Source organism: Sulfitobacter sp. CB2047 (assembly GCF_000735125.2).
Classification (GTDB): Bacteria; Pseudomonadota; Alphaproteobacteria; order Rhodobacterales; family Rhodobacteraceae; genus Sulfitobacter; species Sulfitobacter pontiacus.
The window spans coordinates 499,145-514,884 of record NZ_CP072613.1 but is presented as its reverse complement, the minus strand read 5'-3'; the positions used below and the strand labels follow the sequence as shown (position 1 = coordinate 514,884).

Annotated in this window: 17 protein-coding genes; 14 read left to right on the top strand and 3 right to left on the bottom strand. The window is 61.1% G+C overall.

What is annotated here, in order from left to right; all coding sequences use genetic code 11:
* Positions 1-163 precede the first annotated feature (163 nt).
* Entirely contained in the window at positions 164-1,339 is a 1,176-nt protein-coding gene (rlmN, locus tag IV89_RS02430) for a 23S rRNA (adenine(2503)-C(2))-methyltransferase RlmN (RefSeq protein ID WP_037942562.1), read from the bottom strand.
* A 192-nt stretch (positions 1,340-1,531) separates the two neighbouring features.
* Positions 1,532-2,062, bottom strand: a complete 531-nt coding sequence (locus tag IV89_RS02425; protein ID WP_005850544.1) for an invasion associated locus B family protein — start codon at positions 2,060-2,062, stop codon at positions 1,532-1,534.
* 179 nt (positions 2,063-2,241) lie between these two features.
* Here IV89_RS02425 and IV89_RS02420 point away from each other — a divergent pair, with 179 nt between their 5' ends.
* Positions 2,242-3,222, top strand: a complete 981-nt coding sequence (locus tag IV89_RS02420) for an asparaginase (RefSeq protein ID WP_037942559.1) — start codon at positions 2,242-2,244, stop codon at positions 3,220-3,222.
* Between the two features lie 62 nt (positions 3,223-3,284).
* Here the strand turns inward: IV89_RS02420 and serB are convergent, their stop codons facing one another.
* Positions 3,285-4,160, bottom strand: coding sequence for a phosphoserine phosphatase SerB (serB, locus tag IV89_RS02415; RefSeq protein ID WP_005850546.1), 876 nt, complete (start codon positions 4,158-4,160; stop codon positions 3,285-3,287).
* A gap of 252 nt (positions 4,161-4,412) precedes the next feature.
* Between serB and pcaF the strand changes: the two genes are divergently transcribed.
* From pcaF to lptB, 13 genes are read left to right on the top strand one after another with little or no spacing between them, the layout of a single operon-like run.
* On the top strand, positions 4,413-5,615 hold the full coding sequence (pcaF, locus tag IV89_RS02410; protein WP_037942557.1) for a 3-oxoadipyl-CoA thiolase: 1,203 nt from the start codon (positions 4,413-4,415) through the stop codon (positions 5,613-5,615).
* A 30-nt stretch (positions 5,616-5,645) separates the two neighbouring features.
* The gene (paaA, locus tag IV89_RS02405) at positions 5,646-6,638 is read left to right on the top strand and encodes a 1,2-phenylacetyl-CoA epoxidase subunit PaaA (protein WP_037942555.1); all 993 of its coding nucleotides are present in this window, start codon (positions 5,646-5,648) and stop codon (positions 6,636-6,638) included.
* 5 nt (positions 6,639-6,643) lie between these two features.
* Positions 6,644-6,988, top strand: a complete 345-nt coding sequence (gene paaB / locus IV89_RS02400) for a 1,2-phenylacetyl-CoA epoxidase subunit PaaB (protein WP_005850550.1) — start codon at positions 6,644-6,646, stop codon at positions 6,986-6,988.
* Between the two features lie 53 nt (positions 6,989-7,041).
* Positions 7,042-7,764, top strand: a complete 723-nt coding sequence (paaC, locus tag IV89_RS02395) for a 1,2-phenylacetyl-CoA epoxidase subunit PaaC (protein ID WP_037942553.1) — start codon at positions 7,042-7,044, stop codon at positions 7,762-7,764.
* The gene (gene paaD, locus IV89_RS02390) at positions 7,758-8,225 is read left to right on the top strand and encodes a 1,2-phenylacetyl-CoA epoxidase subunit PaaD (RefSeq protein WP_037942552.1); all 468 of its coding nucleotides are present in this window, start codon (positions 7,758-7,760) and stop codon (positions 8,223-8,225) included. Before paaC ends, paaD begins: the two co-directional genes overlap by 7 nt.
* A gap of 3 nt (positions 8,226-8,228) precedes the next feature.
* Entirely contained in the window at positions 8,229-9,293 is a 1,065-nt protein-coding gene (locus tag IV89_RS02385) for a 2Fe-2S iron-sulfur cluster-binding protein (protein ID WP_037942551.1), read from the top strand.
* 10 nt (positions 9,294-9,303) lie between these two features.
* Positions 9,304-11,328 carry a phenylacetic acid degradation bifunctional protein PaaZ gene (gene paaZ / locus IV89_RS02380; RefSeq protein WP_037942549.1) on the top strand — a complete coding sequence of 675 codons (2,025 nt, stop codon included), beginning with the start codon at positions 9,304-9,306 and terminating at the stop codon, positions 11,326-11,328.
* On the top strand, positions 11,318-12,088 hold the full coding sequence (locus IV89_RS02375) for a PaaX family transcriptional regulator C-terminal domain-containing protein (protein WP_037942547.1): 771 nt from the start codon (positions 11,318-11,320) through the stop codon (positions 12,086-12,088). The genes paaZ and IV89_RS02375 overlap by 11 nt, the downstream gene beginning before the upstream one ends.
* A gap of 55 nt (positions 12,089-12,143) precedes the next feature.
* Positions 12,144-12,758 carry a ribonuclease D gene (locus IV89_RS02370; RefSeq protein WP_005850559.1) on the top strand — a complete coding sequence of 205 codons (615 nt, stop codon included), beginning with the start codon at positions 12,144-12,146 and terminating at the stop codon, positions 12,756-12,758.
* Positions 12,755-13,717, top strand: a complete 963-nt coding sequence (locus tag IV89_RS02365) for a KpsF/GutQ family sugar-phosphate isomerase (protein ID WP_037942545.1) — start codon at positions 12,755-12,757, stop codon at positions 13,715-13,717. The genes IV89_RS02370 and IV89_RS02365 overlap by 4 nt, the downstream gene beginning before the upstream one ends.
* A gap of 6 nt (positions 13,718-13,723) precedes the next feature.
* Positions 13,724-14,332: a hypothetical protein gene (locus IV89_RS02360; RefSeq protein ID WP_037942544.1), complete on the top strand. Its 609-nt coding sequence runs from the start codon at positions 13,724-13,726 to the stop codon at positions 14,330-14,332.
* Positions 14,329-14,823 (top strand): LptA/OstA family protein, encoded by a 495-nt coding sequence (locus tag IV89_RS02355; protein WP_005850563.1) that lies wholly within the window; start codon positions 14,329-14,331, stop codon positions 14,821-14,823. The genes IV89_RS02360 and IV89_RS02355 overlap by 4 nt, the downstream gene beginning before the upstream one ends.
* On the top strand, positions 14,823-15,581 hold the full coding sequence (lptB, locus tag IV89_RS02350; protein WP_005850564.1) for an LPS export ABC transporter ATP-binding protein: 759 nt from the start codon (positions 14,823-14,825) through the stop codon (positions 15,579-15,581). The genes IV89_RS02355 and lptB overlap by 1 nt, the downstream gene beginning before the upstream one ends.
* Positions 15,582-15,740 lie beyond the last annotated feature (159 nt).

Here is a 15,740-nt window from a genome sequence, read left to right as displayed (position 1 = left end):
GATGGAAACAATATTCTGGGCGATCATGACTTAATTTCTGCTTAAATGTGGCGGGCCCAAGGTCATTTCAGGGTGACCCCGCCACAATCAAACCCCTTCAAATGCAAACAGCCGCCCCAATCGGGACGGCTGCATCGTGGATTTCACGTTGAATTGAGGGCGGTTACATCCCCGCGTCAGCCTCGATCTGCTTGCGGGACTTGCGTTCGCGTTCTGTCGCCGATTTCAACTGACCGCAGGCCGCCATGATATCTTCACCCCGCGGTTTACGCACGGGCGAGGCGTAGCCTGCCTGGTACACGATCTCGGAGAACGCGCGAATGCGGTTGTTCGACGACCGCTTATACGGCGCGCCGGGCCATTCGTTGAACGGGATCAGGTTGATCTTGGCGGGGATACCGCGGATCAATTCAATCAGACGATGCGCATCGGCGTCTGAATCGTTCACACCATCCAGCATGACATATTCAAACGTGATCCGTTCAGAGTTGCTGACCTTGGGGTAGGCCCGCAGCGCCTCGATCAGCTCGGCGATGTTCCAGCGCTTGTTGATCGGCACCAGCTTGTTGCGCACCTCGTCCGTGGTGGCGTGGAAAGATACAGCCAGCTGGCAGCCAATCTCTTCGGCGGTGCGCGCGATCTCTGGCACAACACCGGAGGTCGACAAGGTGATCCGGCGGCGCGACAGCTGGATCCCCTCGGGGTCCATCGCGATCTTCATCGCGTCGCGCACATTCTCGAAGTTATAAAGCGGCTCGCCCATGCCCATCAGCACGATGTTGGACAACAGCCGCGGCGCATCGGTCAGCGTACCGGGCACGGGCCATTCGCCCAGATCATCCCGCGCCACCATCACCTGCCCGATAATCTCGGCCGCGGTCAGGTTGCGCACCAGCTTTTGCGTGCCAGTGTGACAGAAGGAACAGGTCAGCGTGCAGCCGACCTGAGAGCTGACGCACAAGGTGCCGCGCCCCTCTTCGGGGATATACACCACCTCGACCTCATGGCCGCCCGCAATACGCACCAGATATTTGCGCGTGCCGTCTTCGGACACCTGTTTGGTCACGACCTCGGGCACCTCGATCACGAACTTCTCGGCCAGCTCGGCACGGAAGGCTTTCGACAGGTTGGTCATATCGGCAAAATCGCGGGTGCCCCATTGATAGATCCATTGCCAGATCTGACCCACACGCATCTTCGCCTGTTTCTCCGGCGTGCCTTCCGCGATCAACGCGGCGCGCATGGCATCACGGGTCAACCCGACAAGGTTCACCGGCCCCTCCGCCTGCTTACGCGGAATGGTCATGACATCTTGAGTAATCGGCGCGGTCGCAGACATGGGGATTCTCCGGTGTGCAGGGGTTTGAGCGCTCTATATAGGGATTTTTCCCTAAATCAAAAGGAAACGCCGCATTGCTGGGCCGGGCTGAGTGCATAGCTTCGCCCGTCATGGCCGATTTATCGACCAAACCCTTGGTGTGAAAAAGCCCCGCCAATGGCAGGGCTTTGCGATCAGTTCAGGCGGAAAAACCTAGCCGCCGCAGCGTTTGGCCGCATCTTCAACCGCAGCTGTGAACCCCAGAAGCGAGAACGTGTCCTCGGTCTGCGTCCCACGCCCGGAACGGCCCGTCAGCTTGGCATCCGCGCCACGTTTCATCGCGGCGATGATCTTGTTGTCGTCCTCGGTGGTCGCAGGCCAAGCCCATTCGCCTTCGGTGAACAGCTCGAACGTGGTGCCGCCGATGTTCATGTTGACCGTCGACCCCGAAGCAAAGGGATAGCCGCCGGTAAAGGCCACCTGCCCCTTGGCCCCCGCGCTTGGACGGTAAAAGACCATCAGCAGGGTCTGGCCACGGTTCACCGCCACAACGCGACCATCACGGGAGTTTACGGATTCTTTCGGCGTGGACACGCCCCAGCATTCGGTCGGGTTGTCTTCGACGAATACGCTCCAGTCCGTCTCTGCTGCCACGCGGTTCGTGCTTTGCGCTTGCGCGAAAACGCTGCCTGCGCTCAGACCCGCCAGCGCCGCCGCAAAACCAATCGTCCTAAAGTTCATCATCTACCTGGGCCTCCAGCCGCCATTAACCTCAACATCACCACAATTCCCCAATGGCAGCCCTTCGGGAGGCGCTCTTGATCAAAGGAACTGTATTTCTCTCGTCAACAAGCATAATAACGGCAAACAGGCGACACACGAAACCCTGATTGGCAGGAATTCGCCAACGAAAAGGATAATTCATGACCCAAGCAGCCCCCTTTGCTGAAATCTGGCGTGGCCCGTTTCTGGAAAGCGTGCATTCGGGTCATGCGGTGGTCTGTGACAGCAGCGGTCAGATCCTGCAGGCTTGGGGCGATCCCGACACGGTGATCCTGCCGCGCTCCTCTGCCAAGATGATCCAAGCGCTGCCCCTGATCCAGTCCGGTGCCGCCGATGCCTATGGCCTTGGGCCCCAACATCTGGCGCTGGCCTGCGCGTCCCATCAGGCGGCGGATTTGCATGTGGGCATCATCTCTGACTGGCTCAAGACGTTGGGGCTGGACGACAGCGCCTTTCGCTGCGGCACGGCACTTCCCGGTGACGAGGCCGCCCGCAATGCACTGGTGTGTTCCGGCACGCAGCCTTGCCAGATCCACCATGAATGTTCCGGCAAACACGCAGGGTTCCTGACCGTAAACACCCATATGGGCGGCGGTGCGGATTACGAAAAGCCGGACCACCCCGTGCAACGCGCCTGTCTCGAGGCGTTCGAGCGTGTGACCGGCACCACCTCGCCCGGCTTCGGGATCGACGGCTGCTCTGTCCCGAATTTTGCAACTACGCTACATGGTATGGCCCGCGCCATGGCGCATTTCGCCGCTGCTCCTGATGGGTCGGCCGAGGCGCGGCTGCATCAGGCCATGCGCCTGCACCCCGACCTTGTCGCCGGCGAGACCCGCGCCTGCACCAATCTGATGCGCGCGATGAACGGCAAGGTCGCGCTCAAAACCGGGGCCGAGGGGTTCTTCATCGCGATCCTGCCGGATCAGAACATCGGCGTGGCTCTCAAGGCGGCCTGTGGCACCAAACGCGCGGCCGAATGCGCGATCACCTCGATCCTGGTCAAACTCGGCGCGCTCGATCCGAACCACCCCGAAGCGTTGAAATACCGCAATGCCCCGATAGAAAACCGGCGCGGCATCATCACGGGCACGCTCAAACCTGCCGCTGGCTTTGCGTAACGTCGTTTCCAAATGGTTAAAAATCCCGGGGTATGGGGCAGCGCCCCATGCAGTTTGCGCGCCTAGATGACGAATTCGTCCTTGGCGTACCCCTGCACATAAAGCAGCGCCGTCAGGTCGCCAAAGTTGATCCGCACGTCACATTCCGCCGCCACGGCGGGCTTGGCGTGCAGCGCCACCCCCATGCCCGCGCGCGCCAGCATGCCCAGATCGTTTGCCCCGTCTCCCACGGCAATCACGTCATCCTCTGACAGCCCCAGGCGCGCGGTGATCTGTTCCAGCGCATCGACCTTGGCCTGTTTGCCCAATATCGGCACGCCAACGTCGCCCGTCAGCACGCCATCCGATGCGATCAGCGTATTCGCGCGGTTCTCGTCAAAGCCAAGCGCCTCTGCCACGGCGGCGGTGAACGCCGTGAAACCGCCCGACACAAGCGCCGCATAGGCCCCATTTGCCTTCATCGTGGCGATCAGGGTCTTGCCGCCGGGCATATGGGTGATCCGTTCGGCCAGCACGCGGGTGATCACCGCCTCGTCCAGCCCCTTTAACAGACCAACCCGTTCGCGCAGGGCAGCGTTGAAATCAAGCTCTCCGTTCATGGCGCGGGCGGTGATATCTTTGACGCGGTCCCCGACCCCGGCTTCATCTGCCAGCTCGTCGATACACTCCTGCTGGATCATGGTGCTGTCCATGTCCGCCAGCAGCATCTTCTTGCGGCGGCCTTCCGACGGGGTGATCACCAGATCGACCCCCATCCCCTGACATTCGGCCCAGACATCCCAGCGATTGCCCGGCATCCGCTTCATGTCAAAGCCCGCCGCCTCGTCCGGAGCAAGCCAGACAGCATCCCCGCCGCCCCATGCGTTGCGCACAGCATCGACCAGCGACGCCTCAAGCTGCGGGCGTTGAGGGGAGGTTAGCAGGGTCACACTATGCATGGGTCAGGTCCGTTCGGGTCAAATCAGTCTGGGGCGCATCTTGCGCATTGTTTTAACGGGGTTTCCACCCCTGTTCCAGCGCTCCTGCGGGGGAAGGTTGCGCGCCTTGCCAAAGCGGCCCGAACAGACCTCCTTGCGCGTTATCCTGTCCGCCCTTATGTTACAAAATATGAAAACTGAAAAATGTCAGGTAACATTTAAGTTGCGTCGAATCGCGACTATCCCTACGCTCGTCAACCAAGGGAGACTTTCATGGACGCTTTTATTTGTGACGCGCAGCGCACACCCATCGGCCGCTTTGGCGGCGCATTGTCATCGGTCCGCGCCGATGATCTGGCAGCGGCACCGATTGCCGCACTGATGGCCCGCAATCCTGATCTGGATTGGTCCAAAATCGATGACGTGATCTTTGGCTGTGCCAACCAGGCCGGCGAAGACAATCGTAACGTGGCCCGTATGGCGGCCCTGCTGGCCGGCCTGCCGGTCGATGTGCCCGGTGCAACGATCAACCGTCTGTGTGCCTCTGGCATGGATGCGGTCGGCGTCGCGGCCCGCGCGATCAAGGCCGGCGACATGGATCTGGCGATTGCCGGCGGTGTCGAAAGCATGACTCGCGCGCCCTTCGTGATGCCCAAGGCGGAAACCGCCTTCTCGCGCAACAACGCTGTCTATGATACCACCATTGGCTGGCGCTTTGTGAACCCCAAGATGAAGGCGCAATACGGCGTCGAATCCATGCCTGAAACCGGCGATAACGTGGCTACGGATTATGATATCAGCCGCGAAGATCAGGACGCCTTTGCCAAGCGCAGTCAGGACCGCTGGGAAGCCGCGGACAAGGCCGGTGTTTTCGCCGACGAGATCACCCCCGTGTCGATCCCGCAGCGCAAGGGCGACCCGATTGTCTTTGACCGCGACGAACACCCGCGCCCCGGCACCACGATGGAAGCGCTGACCAAGCTGCGCCCGATCAACGGCCCCGACCTGACCGTGACTGCGGGCAATGCCTCTGGCGTCAACGACGGCGCGGCGGCGATACTGATGGCCTCTGAAGCGGCGGCGTCGCAGCACGGGTTGACCCCGATTGCACGCGTTGTCGGGATCTCTGCCGCCGGTGTTGAACCGCGCGTCATGGGCATCGGCCCTGTTCCTGCCAGCCAGAAAGTTCTGGCCCGCGCAGGTCTGACCATCGACCAGATGGATGTGATCGAACTGAACGAAGCATTCGCGTCGCAAGGGATCGCCACATTGCGCGCGCTTGGCGTGGCGGATGATGCGCCTCATGTGAATGCCAACGGCGGCGCGATTGCCATCGGTCACCCGCTGGGGATGTCCGGTGCCCGTCTGGTCATGACCGCAGCCCTGCAGTTGAAACGCACAGGCGGCCGCTATGCGCTGTGCACCATGTGTGTCGGCGTCGGCCAAGGCGTCGCCATCATCCTCGAACGCGCTTAACGCAATTATCCCCCTGAAAGGATCTGAACGATGTATGCACAGATGATCAAATCCACCGGCCAAGGTGTCAAATCTCTCGAAGAGATGGATCCGCAGGAACGCGCCTTTCAGGAACGGATAAATGCGGGCGGCAAGATCGAACCGAAAGACTGGATGCCGGAGGGGTATCGCAAGAACCTGATCCGGCAGATCGGCCAGCACGCGCATTCGGAAATCGTGGGCCAGTTGCCAGAAGGCAACTGGATCACCCGCGCCCCGACGCTGGAGCGTAAGGCGATCCTGCTCGCCAAGGTGCAGGACGAGGCAGGCCACGGTCTGTATCTCTATTGTGCCGCCGAAACACTGGGGGTCAGCCGTGACCAGCTGACCCGCGACCTTCTGTCGGGCAAAATGAAATACAGCTCTATCTTCAATTATCCGACCCTGACATGGGCCGATATGGGGGCTGTCGGCTGGCTCGTGGATGGGGCCGCGATCATGAACCAAGTGCCGTTGCAACGCACATCCTACGGCCCCTATGCCCGCGCGATGGTGCGTATCTGCAAAGAGGAATCGTTCCACCAGCGCCAGGGCTACGACATCATGATGAAGATGGCGAAGGGCACAGACGCGCAGCGCAAGATGGCGCAGGACGCGCTCAACCGCTTCTGGGGTCCCGCGCTGATGATGTTCGGCCCGTCGGACGAAAACTCTGTCCATTCGGCGCAATCGATGGCGTGGAAGATCAAGATGAACTCCAACGACGAACTGCGTCAGAAGTTCGTCGATGAATGTGTCCCGCAGGCCGAATATCTGGGCCTCAGCGTTCCCGACCCCGATCTGAAGTGGAACGAGGAACGCGGGCATTACGACTTTACCCAGCCCGATTGGGACGAATTCTTTGACGTGCTCAAGGGCAATGGCCCCTGCAATACCGAACGGCTCGCCGCGCGCAACAAGGCGTGGGACGACGGCGCGTGGGTGCGGGACGGTTTGATGGCACATGCGGCGAAGAAACGCGCCGCGAAACTGGCAGCGGAGTAAGCAAGATGAGCAGCCCAGAAGCAAAACCCTACCCCGGCACCCAAGCGGTCGACCACGGCAAGGCGCGCGCCGATGAATGGCCCCTGTTCGAGATTTTCATTCGCGGCCAGCACGGGCTGAGCCATCGCCACGTCGGGTCGCTTCACGCCGCTGACGCCGAAATGGCGATCAAGAATGCCCGCGATGTTTATACGCGCCGCAACGAAGGCGTGAGCATCTGGGTCGTCGAGGCCGCCCATATCGCCGCCTCCTCGCCCGAGGAAAAAGGCCCGCTGTACGAGCCCGCCAACGACAAAGTCTACCGCCACCCCACCTTCTTTGACATTCCAGACGAAGTGGGGGCGATGTGAGCACGGCAAATATAGACCCTAACAAAGGCGATTTGTTCGAATTTTTATGCCGGATGGGGGATAACACCCTTGTTCTGGGACACCGCGTCTCGGAATGGTGCGGCCACGCCCCCGTGCTGGAGGAAGACATCGCGCTGGCGAATACCGCGCTGGATCTGATCGGCCAGACCACGCTTTGGCTGGATCTGGCGGGTAAGGTCGAAGACGCGGGTCGCGATGCGGATCGGCTTGCCTTTCACCGTGACGTCTGGGATTTCCGCAATCTGTTGTTGGTCGAACAGCCCAACGGCGATTTCGGCCAGACGATCATGCGCCAGTTCCTGTTTGACGCATGGCACCTGTCGCAGCTGACCGCCCTGATGGAAAGCAGCGATGCACAGATCGCCGCCATCGCGGAAAAGTCGAGCAAAGAGGTGACCTACCATCTGGAGCGCGCGACAGACACGGTGATCGGCCTTGGCGACGGCACCGAGGAAAGCCACCGCCGCATGCAGAACGCGCTGGACCTGTTGTGGCCCTATGTCGGGGAAATGTTCGTTGCAGACGCCGTGGACGAGGCTATGGTCGCAGCAGGCATTGCACCCGATCCTGCCTCCCTGCGCCCCGCCTATGATACCTTGGTGAACGATGTCTTCACCGCCGCCACGCTGACACGGCCCGAAAGCGACTTCGGGCATCGTGGCGGCAAATCCGGTAAGCGCCATTCGGAACATCTGGGGCATATGCTGACGCAGATGCAATGGCTGCAACGCGCCTACCCGGATGCGACATGGTAGTCGAAAAGCCTTCGTTAGAGACGGTTTGGGGCTGGCTTCACGCCGTGCCGGACCCCGAGATTCCGGTAATCTCGCTGACCGATCTGGGGATCATCCGCGATGTGCAATGGCAGGATGACACGCTAGAGGTCACAGTGACGCCGACCTACTCCGGCTGCCCCGCGACGACGATTATCAACCTTGATATCGAAGCGGCATTGCGCGGGCATGGGATCGAAAAACTGGCTCTAAAGCGGCAACTTTCGCCTGCCTGGACCTCTGACTGGATGACCGACGCAGGCCGCGCCAAGCTGGAAAGCTACGGCATCGCCCCGCCCCAACCCGCAGGTGGCCCCGAACGCTGCCCCCGGTGCCAATCGACGCATCTGGAAAAGATCAGCCAGTTCGGATCGACCCCCTGCAAGGCGCAATGGCGCTGCACCGACTGTCTGGAACCCTTCGATTATTTTAAGTGTATCTGACCCATGAGCCAATTTCTCCCCTTATTAGTGACTGATATTCACCGCACCATCCGTGACGCGGTGGTATTGACCCTACAACCCGAAGACCCACAGGCGTTTGCCTTCAAACAGGGTCAGTATCTGACCTTCAAACAGGATTTCGACGGGACCGAGCTGCGCCGCAACTATTCGATTTGCGCCGGTCTGGACGACGGCGTGCTGCAAGTGGGGATCAAGCGGGTCGATGGCGGTGCCTTCTCTACTTTTGCGAACGAGGTATTGAAGGTCGGGGATACGCTGCATGCCATGCCCCCCCAAGGCACGTTTTCCGCCGTGTTAGAACCTAATCGCGCGCGGAATTACCTTGGCTTTGCCGGCGGGTCGGGGATCACGCCCGTGCTGTCGATCCTCAAGACGGTGCTGAAACGCGAGCCCAAATCGACCTTTACGCTGGTCTATGCCAACCGCGCTGTGAACACGATCATGTTCCGCGAAGAGCTGGAGGATCTCAAGAACCGCTATATGGGCCGGTTGAGCGTCATTCACATGCTGGAAAGCGGGCAGGACATCGACCTGTTCACCGGCCGTGTAGACCAGAATAAATGCGCCGAGTTGTTCAAGACCTGGATCGACGTGTCGGACATGGACATGGCCTTTATCTGCGGGCCGGAGCCGATGATGCTGGCCATCGCGGATGCCCTGAAAACCCACGGGTTAGAGCCTGATCAGATCAAGTTCGAACTGTTCAGCGAAAGCCAGCAGGGCCGTCTGGCGAAACAGGAAATGGCCAAGCGCAGCGAAGGTCAGGCGCAAACGCAGGTGACCGTGAAAATCGACGGCGCGCAGCACAGCTTTACCATGGCCAAGGGGCAGTCGGTGCTGGATGCCGCGCTAGAGAATAACCTTGATGCGCCCTTTGCCTGCAAGGCGGGGGTCTGTTCGACCTGCATGTGCAAGGTCACCGAAGGCGAGGTCGAAATGCTGTCGAACCACGCGCTGGAGGACTACGAAGTCGAACGCGGATACCGGCTGAGCTGCCAAAGCTATCCGCTGAGCGACACGCTTTTCATTGACTACGACCATCACTAAGGGGCCCAATATGCGCGATATCCAAAGCTTTGCCGCCGGACAATGGATCAACCCCGGTGCCGGTGCACGCAACATCGCAAGTGCGATCACCGGCGATGTGATCGCCCAAGCCGGCAATGACGCGCTGCAGGTTCAGAAGATGCTGGCCTATGCCCGTGACATCGGCGGCCCTGCCCTACGCAAGCTGACCTTTCACGACCGTGCCCGGATGCTCAAGTCCGTCGCGCTCTACCTCAATGACCATAAACAGAGCCTGTACGAGCTGTCGTTCGACACAGGTGGCACACAGGCTGACCACATGATCGATGTGGATGGCGGGATCGGCACGATGCAGGTCTACGCCGCCAAAGGTCGCCGCGAAATGCCGGATGATCAGGTCTATCTTGACGGTCCCGTCGAACAGCTGGGCCGCGCGGGTCAGTTCATGGGCCGCCACATCTGCACACCGCTGCAGGGCGTTGCGGTGCATATCAACGCTTTCAACTTCCCCGTTTGGGGCATGTTGGAAAAGCTCGCCCCGACGCTGCTGGCCGGGGTGCCTGCCATCGTCAAACCCGCCACCGCCACCTGTCAGGTGACCGAGGCCTGTTTCCGCCTGATGATCCAATCCGGTATTCTGCCAGACGGCGCGATCCAATTGGTGACGGGGGGCTTGGGCGATATGCTGGACCACCTCGATTGTCAGGATGTCGTCAGCTTTACCGGCTCTGCCGAAACCGCGCTGAAACTGCGCAGCAACCCTGTGTTGGTCGAACGCTCCGTCCGGTTCGCGTCTGAACAGGATAGCCTCAATGCCTCTGTGTTAGGGTCTGATGCGGGCCCCGGCACGCCCGAGTTTGATCTGTTTGTGAAAGAGGTCCAGCGCGAGATGACGGCCAAGGCGGGGCAGAAATGTACCGCCATCCGCCGGATCATGGTACCGCAACCCCATGTGGACGCGCTGATCGCCGCGCTGTCGGACCGGCTGGCCAAAGTCACCATTGGCGATCCCCGTCTTGAAGGCACGAAAATGGGCGCGCTTGTTTCGCAATCGCAGCGCCGCGACGTGCTGGAGAAAGCCGCCCTGATCGGGACAGAGGCGACGCGAGTCTTTGGCGACCCCGATGCCTTTGCGGTCGAGGGTGCGGATGCCCAGAAAGGTGCCTTTGTCCCGCCGATGCTGTTCCACTGCGCCGATCCCGATGCCGCCACGCATGTGCACGACACCGAGGCGTTTGGCCCTGTGTCCACCATCATGCCTTACCGCGACACCGATCACGCCATCGCGCTGCTAAACAAAGGCAAAGGGTCGCTGGTCGCCTCCATCATCACCCGCGACGGCAAGACCGCACGCGACATGGTGATGGGCGCAGGCGCGTTTCACGGGCGGCTCTATTTCAACAACCGCGACTCGATGGCCGAGGCGACGGGCCACGGTGCCCCCCTGCCCCATATGGTCCACGGGGGTCCGGGGCGTGCAGGCGGCGGCGAGGAACTGGGCGGCGTGCGCGGTGTCATGCATTACATGCAGCGCACCGCCATTCAGGGCAGCCCCGATATTCTGACCGCCATCGGCAAGCAATGGGTGCCCGGCGCGACCGAGATTTCGGACCGCGACCACCCGTTCACCCGCCGCTTTGGCGCGCTGGATCTGGGCGAGACGTTCAATTCTGCCAGCCGCACCGTGTCGCTGGAGGATATCGAGACGTTCGCCCATTTCACCGGTGATACGTTTTACGCGCATATGGATGACGCCGCCGCCAAGGCGAACCCGTTCTTTCCGGGCCGTGTTGCCCATGGCTATCTGTTGCTGAGCTTTGCCGCAGGGCTGTTCGTGCAGCCTGACCCCGGCCCTGTGCTGGCGAATACCGGGCTGGACAACCTGCGCTTTATGGCACCGGTGCAGGCGGGCGACAGCATCAAGGTCCGGCTCAGCGTCAAGGCAAAGACGCCTCGCAATGACGACTACGGTGAGGTACGCTGGCACGTGACCCTGACCAATCAGGATGATGCCGCCGTGGCCGAGTATGAATTGCTGACGATGAATGCCTATTGACGACTTTGACCTTGCGATCGCCCCTCTGAAAGACCTTGGCGGCCAGCGCGTCTGGTCTTTGATGATCAGTCTCTTTGGTGATCTGGCCCGACAGGAAGGGCAGATCATCGGCGGGCCGGTGCTGTCGGCGATCATGTCGGCGATGGACGTCCGCCCCGAGGCCGCGCGTGTGGCTCTGCATCGTTTGCGCAAGGACAAATGGATCGCCTCCGAGAAACACGGGCGGATCAGCCATCACAGCCTGACACCCCAAGGCCGCGCCCAAAGTCAGGCGGCCAGTGGCCGGATCTACGCCACGCCTGACGATCTGCCCGAGCACTGGCTAATGGTCGTGACAGATGACGCCGAGACCGGCCCGCTGGAAAAGGCGGGATTCACCACGTTGATGCCGCGCCTATATGTCGGGGACGCCGCCCTGCCTGTGCCGAAAGATGCCGCCACGCTGCCCGGTCAGGCTGCCCCCGACTGGATGAAACGCCAGCTAGAGCCTGCCTCCCTTGCCGAAAGCTATGCGCAGCTGTCAGACGCCTTGCACCATGTCGCGCGCGATCTTGCTGGTGCCGACACGCTAACGCCGTTGCAAATTGCGACCCTGCGCTGCCTGATCGTGCATAATTGGCGCCGCCTTGCGCTGAAGCACCCCGCGCTGCCGCGTCCGCTGATCCGCGATGATTGGGCCGGTCTGGTCGCGCATCAAAGGGTTGCTGCCCTGCTCGCGGCCTATCCACGCCCCGACCTGCCGGAAATCGCCACCGCCTGAGGCCGCGCAGAAAGCGATGCTTTCCCAACGCGCGCCGTCGGGATATAGGGAGGGCATGACAAATACAGTTTACCAAAATGACCTGCCCGACGGGCTGAACCTTGGACCGATGGTCGCGATCGATTGCGAAACCATGGGGCTGCATCCGCACCGTGACCGGCTGTGTGTGGTGCAGTTGTCCGGCGGTGACGGGAACGCGCATCTGGTCCAGATCGCCAAGGGCCAGACCGAGGCCCCTAATCTTTGTGCCCTGCTTGAAGACCCGCATGTGCTCAAGCTGTTCCACTATGGCCGGTTTGACATCGCGGCTTTGCTGAACACCTTTGGGGCCAAGGCCGCGCCGGTCTATTGCACCAAGATCGCCAGCCGCCTTGTGCGCACCTATACCGACCGCCACGGGCTTGCCAAACTCTGCCAAGAACTGCTGAGCGTCGATATCTCCAAACAGCAGCAATCCAGCGATTGGGGTGCCGAGACGCTGACCAAAGCGCAGATCGACTATGCCGCCTCGGACGTGCTGCACCTGCACAAGCTGCGCGACGTGCTGAACCAGATGTTGATCCGCGAAGGACGCATCGAGCTCGCGCAAGCGTGCTTTGAATTTTTGCCAACCCGTGCCCAACTTGATTTGGATGGCTGGCCCGAAACGGATATTTTTGCACACGCATGACCACACCTTTCCTAGATACCGCCCGCCGCGTCATCCGCACCGAAGCCCAAGCGCTTGAACAACTGGCCGACAGTCTGGACGACCGTTTTCGTCAGGCGATCGACCTGCTGGTCGCGACCCGTGGGCGGGTGATTGTCACCGGCATCGGCAAGTCCGGCCATATCGCCAAAAAGATCGCCGCGACGTTGGCAAGCACCGGCACGCCCGCGCAGTTCGTCCACCCTGCCGAGGCAAGCCACGGCGATCTGGGGATGATCACCGGCGATGATGTGGTGCTTGCGATTTCGAACTCGGGCGAAGCGCCGGAGCTTGCCAATCTGATCGCCTATTCGCGCCGCTTTTCCATCCCGCTGATCGGCATCACCAGCCGCGCGCAAAGCAGCCTTGGCGCGCAATGCGACGTGGTGCTGGAACTGCCGCAACTGGCAGAGGCCTGCGGGACCGGCGTGGTGCCGTCGACATCGACCACGATGACACTGGCGATGGGGGATGCTGTGGCGATTGCCCTGATGGAAAACCGCGCCTTCACCGCCGAACACTTCCGCGAATTCCACCCCGGTGGCAAACTTGGCGCACGGCTTAGCCGCGTCGCTGATCTGATGCACACGGGCGATGCGCTTCCGCTGGTGCAGGTCGATGCCCCGATGTCCGACGCGCTGATGGCGATGAGCAGTAAATCCTTTGGCGTGGTGATTGTCACCGACAGCAACGGCGCGCTGGCCGGTATCATCACCAGCGGCGATTTGGGGCGTCACCTTGACGGGCTGATGTCCAAAACCGCGCGCGAGGTCATGACGCCGACCCCTGTCACCGTCGCACCCGACGCGCTGGCGGAAAAGGCCGTGGGCATCATGAACGCCCGCAAGATCACCTGTCTGCTGGTGCTGGACCCCGCCCAAGGGGACATCCCCGCGGGTCTGCTGCATATTCACGACTGCCTACGCGTCGGTCTGGGCTAGGGCGCGATGCAGGGGGACCGTTACACAAGGCTGATCTCTTGGCTCAAGGTGCTGTTCCCCTTGGCAGCGCTTGGCCTGCTGTCGACCCTGTTCCTGCTGTCGCGCGCGATTGATCCCGGGCAGGCCATCCCCTTTGCCGAGAAAGAGGTGCAAGATCGCCTGCGCGACCAGCAGATCACCGGCCCCTTCTTTACCGGCGCAACGTCAGAGGGGGACGAGCTGTCGTTCTATGCCGATGTGCTCACCCGCCCCGACGGGCAGACCGGCATGAACCACGCCGAAAACCTGCGTGCGACGATCAACACCCCCGAGGGATCGACCTTTCGCCTGCAATCGGATCTCGCCGATTTTGACATCGCCGAGGACGTGGCCGATCTGCTGGGCAAGGTGATCCTGACGACCTCGACCGGATACCGGTTGCAAAGCGAAAAGATCACGTCAGAACTGTCGGGGCTGAATATCCAGTCGCCGGGCGCGGTCCACGGCACTACTCCAGGTGGTACGCTGGAGGCTGGTGCCATGTCGATAACGCAAACAGATGAACAAACCGCCCCCCAATTGGTTTTCACAAACCGGGTGAAGCTGATATACAAACCGAAATCCAAATCAGAGTGACGCACGTGAAACACCTACTGCTGCCCGTTTTCCTGCTCCTTTCCGCGATGCCAATCGCCGCACAAGGGACCAATGTGGCCTTTGGGTCGATCCGTCAGGATACCGGCCTGCCCGTCGAGGTGACCGCCGACAATCTTTCAGTCGATCAAGGGGACGGATCGGCTGTTTTCACTGGGAATGTGCTGATCGGTCAGGGCGAGATGCGCCTGTCCGCCGCACGCGTTCTGGTTGTGTACCGTGCAGAGGCCGAAGGCATCGCGCGGCTTGAAGCGACGGGCGGTGTGACCCTTGTCTCGGGCAAGGACGCCGCCGAATCAGAGCGCGCGGATTACGACATCGACACAGGCACGATCGTGATGTCGGGGAACGTGCTGCTGACCCAAGGGCGCAATGCGCTCAGCTCTGACACGATGAGCGTCAAGCTGTCGGACGGCACGGCGCAGATGTCCGGCCGCGTGAAAACGATCCTGCAAACGGGTAGCAACAACTGATGTCTTCCCCGAATTTGACGGTCACGGATGGCGCAAGCGGTCTGCGCATCGAACACCTGCGTAAATCCTACCGCAAGAAAACTGTGATCCGCGACTTCTCGATGGAGCTGAACCGGGGCGAGGTTGTTGCCCTGCTGGGGCCGAACGGGTCCGGCAAGACGACCACGTTTTACGCCGTGGCCGGGCTGGTCATGCCCGAAGGCGGCACTGTCACGATTGATGGCAAGAACGTCACCACCCTGCCGATGTATCGCCGCGCACAACTTGGCATCGGCTACCTCCCGCAAGAGATGAGCATCTTTCGCGGGCTGAGCGTGCAAGACAATATCTCGGCGATTCTGGATATCTCTATCTCTGACGCGCGCGGGCGACGTGAACGGCTTGAAGCCTTGCTGTCGGAATTTTCCATCGAACACCTGCGCCGTGCGCCTGCCTTGGCCCTGTCAGGCGGGGAGCGTCGCCGCGTGGAAATCGCCCGCTGTCTGGCGGCTGATCCCAAATACCTGCTGCTCGACGAGCCCTTTGCGGGCGTGGACCCGATTTCGGTGGATGACATCCGCCATCTGGTTGCCGATCTGAAAAAGCGCGGCATCGGCGTGCTGATCACCGACCATAACGTGCGGGAAACATTGGATATTGTGGACCGTGCTTACATCTTGCACGAAGGTACTGTGTTGATGTCCGGCACCCCCGAAGAGGTCGTGCAGAACGAGAATGTGCGCCGGGTCTACCTGGGCGATAACTTCCGCATTTCCTAATCAACTACAGACATATTGCGCTAGTTTCCGCACATCCATGCGCCGGATTCATTTGACAACGCGGCCCAATCACGCGCTCAATAGGACTATGGCGAGACGGCGTATCATGTTTGTGCTGCATCCCCCCCTTCCCAAAGGGATGGTGTCTCTCAAACTCGT